Source organism: Nostoc sp. JL23 (assembly GCF_017115065.1).
GTDB classification, from domain to species: domain Bacteria; phylum Cyanobacteriota; class Cyanobacteriia; order Cyanobacteriales; family Nostocaceae; genus Nostoc; species Nostoc punctiforme_A.
The window spans coordinates 1-4,377 of the sequence record NZ_JABXKN010000009.1 but is presented as its reverse complement, the minus strand read 5'-3'; the positions used below and the strand labels follow the sequence as shown (position 1 = coordinate 4,377).

Here is a 4,377-nt window from a genome sequence, read left to right as displayed (position 1 = left end):
TGAATTATTGAGATTAAATCCTAATAAACGTAAGTACTACCAACAAGGACAAAGGGCTATGAAGCTTATTTTATCTGCATCCTAGCCCTTTTTGTCCCCCCGTAAGCTCAAAGCCTTATAACTACGTTTTCAGCAAAATCTCAAAGTCTTGTCCCAAAGCTTTGAACAGTCTGGCTTTGGAGTTTTCGGACAAGTCTAATTGGTATTAGCCCTAGGTGACAGATGCATATACATTTTGAGCGCTAAGTTGTTTGTCATTGATTTGGTTATTCCATGACAATGCCTAGCGCACGACGTACGAAACCTACTGTCTCTGCAAGATAGTGTTCGACGGCAATTTCGGGATGATAAAGTAAACAATCGCGTGCCATGCGATCCAGGATACTGCCCACAAGCCGAATTGCGATCGTTGGATCTATGTTTGATGAAATCCGCCCGCAGGCTTGGTCACGTTTGATCAGTAAGATTAGCTGCTGCAAGTAAGGCTCACGACGCTGCTCCGCAGAGGAAGACGAACCGAATAAAAGTGTCTCAGTGTCTAGGATGCCTAGAATGTCTCGGTAGGGTGTAGCAGCCGCCAGTGCAGCCTGGATCAGGGTTTCTAGCGACTTGTCCAAAGGCTGGTTCTCGGTCGCTATCTGTTCTACTGCTTGTGTAATATCGCGTTGCAACTCCTCAGCGAGTGCGCTTACTAAAGCTGTTTTCGATGGGAAATAGCGATAGAAAGTCCCTTGAGCTACATTTGCACGCTTGACAATTTCTGAGACAGCTGCATCTTCATAGCGCCTCTGGGCAAGGATTTCGCGTGCCGCCGCTAGGATGCGAGCTCGTTTATCACTACGGGGTAAACTGGAAGTGGACTTATCAACCAAAGAAGTTTGATCGGGATTCTTTTCTTGCATACTCACTTTAACCAGTATTGTGTTTTCTTTTATCCTCTACTGCCGTCATGATTTCGCTAGTTTAACGGACTTACCAAGTAACCGCATCAGGAATGCTTCTAGCGGCTGTAACTGGGCAGGTTGACTACGGAAGCCAACATAGCCGTCTGGCCGCACTAAGTACAAACACTCGAACTGTGCCCCGTAGCGGTGGCTTAGTTCACCTGTAGAATCCCATAAGCTAAGTTGCTCGTTGTTACCTTGCTGGGAAAAAACCAAGTGACATTGAATGAGTGTACCGTAGCACGATTGCAAGAAGGCAACCATCTGCCAAAGTTCTTCTAAACGCTGGGGTTGTTCTTTTAAACCGGCAAACACTAATAAATGATGTCGTGCTTCGCTACCCCAAATTTCAAACAACCGATGTGGTTGGCCATCTTGCGCTACTATGTTACGAGCATCTGGTGCGCGATCACCTGCTGTTGGGCCATAGCTAAAATCAAAGCGATCGCCTAATGATGGGTATGGCTCAGTGTTGGCTATTGCGTGCCACCATTCAACGAGTGACTGAGTGTGTTCGCCTACCAAGGGGCTGTGGCGGTAGTTGTAGATATTAGCGGCAAAGGCGTTCCGCATCTGACGCTCAATTGCATCTACATGCCAAGCCAGCGACAGTGTAGCGTTGCGTACTTTCGCAGCTAGAGGTTGCTTCAGTTCTAAGAGGCGCTCGACAAGCTCGGTAGTTCTTACAATCTCAACTACGATCGAATGTCGTTCAGCGTGATAACTATCCAACAGCGCCTCGCCACCCAGCCCACGTATATGTAGTGCAAGCTTCCAAGCTAAGTTCGTGGCATCTTGCATCCCAGCGTTCATGCCTTGACCACTTTCAGGGCTATGAATATGTGCAGCATCTCCTGCTAGAAATACACGCCTGTAGCGCATCTGTTCAACCACACGGCTACTAATGTGAAAGGTAGAAACCCATAGAGGGGTATGCAACTCACGTATACCAGCATCGGGGTGATAAGTCAGCTGATGCTTAATTAAGGCTAATATTGCCTGCTTGTCTTCTACCCTTGGTTGGTCATGGGGCAATGTAACCACTATGCGCCAAGCGCCACTAGGTAGCCGACCCAGAATTAGCAAACCTTCAGGGCGTAAAAAGGTATGAATTTGATCATCAGGCCACATACGATCCCACTCAACATCTACATCAGCTAAGGCATACTGCCCTATATGGGGATGCCCTGGAAAACTCACACCTATTAAGTGGCGGACTGTGCTGTGTGCGCCGTCGCAACCTACTAAATATGCAGTCGTTACTTCTTCAATTCTTCCGTCCTCATGACGTAAAGTAGCGTGAACTGTGTCTCTTTCTTGCGTGAGCGCGATCAACTCAACAGGGCGCTCCACTGTTAGCCCTTGGCTAGCAAGATGTTCAACCAGGAGGCGCTCAGTTTTACCTTGCTCAAGCAGTAGAGAAAAGGGATAAGGAACATCAAGTTCGTCGAGTCGCAGATGGACTAGCTGTTGTCCATCACCATAAAAATTAGCTCCACGGGCAATGCGACCTTGTTCAAGGGCAGTTTGCAGAACACCAAGACGTTCGAAGATTTCGAGTGTGCGTGTGTGAACACCAACAGCACGCGACTCTACGATTGGACGTGGTGCAGCTTTATCTATGATGCGACAGGGAACACCATGACGTGTTAACTCGGCAGCTAGCGTTAAGCCTACTGGGCCAGCACCAACTACCAGTATAGGCATAGAAGATTGAGCAGTATGGAAGTATGCCATAGGATTATCTCCTCTATTCAATAAACTAGACTGACTGTCATTCTAGTTTTTAGTTTGAGGAAACGTCAAGATACTAGCTAGCCAATTTTGGGAAAATTAAGCAAGTCAAGTAATTAAAGAAAAATAAAATTAATATTACATAAGCTACACTTAGGGAAATTTAAACTGCTGCCCTCAATCAACTAATTAAACGTCATCTCAGTTTTGTGCTAGACGTTTTAGAAGCTATTTATAAAATCAACATAAAATTTTGGGTGTTGATAAATCAGGAAATTAAGTAAAGAAATCAATACCTTTGCCAAAATAAGAGCCTACAAAAATTTTGGCAAAAACGGCAAAATGACACATATATAAGCGTTTAGCTTACAAGGTAACTTGAAAGCTCAAACCCTTGATACTGCGGGGAATGGTACTAATAAAAGCTCTAGGCTATGTAAAATAAGGGTTACAGCGTTTAATGCCCATTGAGCATTAAAGGCATGAGAAGCGGCGATCGCAGATAGGAAGATGATGTACGTTTGCCCAAAAAGTTTTTGTAGGTAATAAAAGTTTAGTAGAAGAGTTAATGCCAAATGCTAATATCACTGCTGATAGGTTTTATGTAATGAAATAAGTTACGGATGAATTAGATACCATACGTAAAGCTGAGAACAAAGGAGCAATGTAATTAGATGAGGAATCAGAACAAAATCTAAAAATAAAATCAAAAATCGCTTGGTAAAACTGATTGATAAAATTCTGTTACGCAAACTTACTGTGATTGAGTCCATCAATGACCATCTGAAAAATATATGTCAAATAGAACACTCTCGCCATCGTAGTCCATTTAACTTTTTGGTTAACTTGATGGCAGGGCTAACTGCTTATACCTATTTGCCCAAAAAACCATCTATTGACATTTACTCAAAAGACTTACCTGCATTGCCTCCGGCTATTTTTTAGTTCTGTCGAACTCACGTTTATTTACTGGCTTACAATCTACTTCGTAGCTTAATGTGGTCGGCTGAAACTACTTATACTACCCCTCCAAACCGCCTATCTTTGCAAGGTACCCGCCACCATTTAATTAACTTTATTCCCAAATTATTAGCAGCAACTTCAACAAAACGTCTCCAAATTTATCGCAATGAGACTTAAAGTTATTGCTCACAAGGCTGTTCCAAAACGCCCAGGTCGTAGTGAACCACGAGTTCGTAAACGTCGCCCCAAAATTTACCCCTTGATGACCAAACCGCGCCATGAATTATGAAAGCAATTGCAAACTGCTTAATTGATAAGCGTTTCCGCTTTTTTTAGTGCCATTTGATACTGCGGTCAATACATTAAAAAATGCTTACGGGAAACGTTGAAGGAGTTTTTAGAACTGGTTCCAAACTTTGTTTCAACAGTATACAAAAGGAAAGTGCTAAAAATAATACAAAAAACAAGTATTGTTAAATCAACCCAGTGCATAACTTTGGACAGTTATTAAAAGCTTAAGATTATCTACATTATTAGCCCTATATATACTGCTAGAAAAAACTCGAAACCACCCTGCACTCAAGCAAGTTCAAACTTATCAACAAATTAAAAATTTTCTGGCGGCTATCTTATTGCTTAATTTACATAACTTTAACAAAAGGGAAGAGTTATTTACCACCCTAATACCAATTTAATATGAAGCTGCATAGAAAAGAGCTTCCAGAATAAAGTTATA

General features: G+C 42.8%; 2 protein-coding genes and 1 pseudogene. 1 reads left to right on the top strand and 2 read right to left on the bottom strand.

The genetic code is table 11. From position 1 onward, the window contains the following. Positions 1-266: 266 nt before the first annotated feature. Together HWQ42_RS00500 and HWQ42_RS00495 are read right to left on the bottom strand one after the other, a co-directional pair. Complete coding sequence (locus tag HWQ42_RS00500) at positions 267-902, bottom strand: TetR/AcrR family transcriptional regulator (RefSeq protein WP_292808362.1); 636 nt, start codon at positions 900-902, stop codon at positions 267-269. 45 nt (positions 903-947) lie between these two features. Further along, entirely contained in the window at positions 948-2,681 is a 1,734-nt protein-coding gene (locus tag HWQ42_RS00495) for an FAD-dependent monooxygenase (RefSeq protein ID WP_292808360.1), read from the bottom strand. Between the two features lie 684 nt (positions 2,682-3,365). On the opposite strand from HWQ42_RS00495, the pseudogene HWQ42_RS00490 reads away from it, so the two are divergent. Then, positions 3,366-3,623 (top strand): annotated as a pseudogene (locus HWQ42_RS00490) (transposase); the annotation flags it as partial. Between the last annotated feature and the right edge of the window lie 754 nt (positions 3,624-4,377).

What these genes read in the sequence shown, in the direction of transcription:
- HWQ42_RS00500 (WP_292808362.1), bottom strand. Translation starts at nt 902, where the DNA reads ATGCAAGAAAAGAATCCCGATCAAACTTCTTTGGTTGATAAGTCCACT.
- HWQ42_RS00495 (WP_292808360.1), bottom strand. Translation starts at nt 2,681, where the DNA reads ATGGCATACTTCCATACTGCTCAATCTTCTATGCCTATACTGGTAGTT.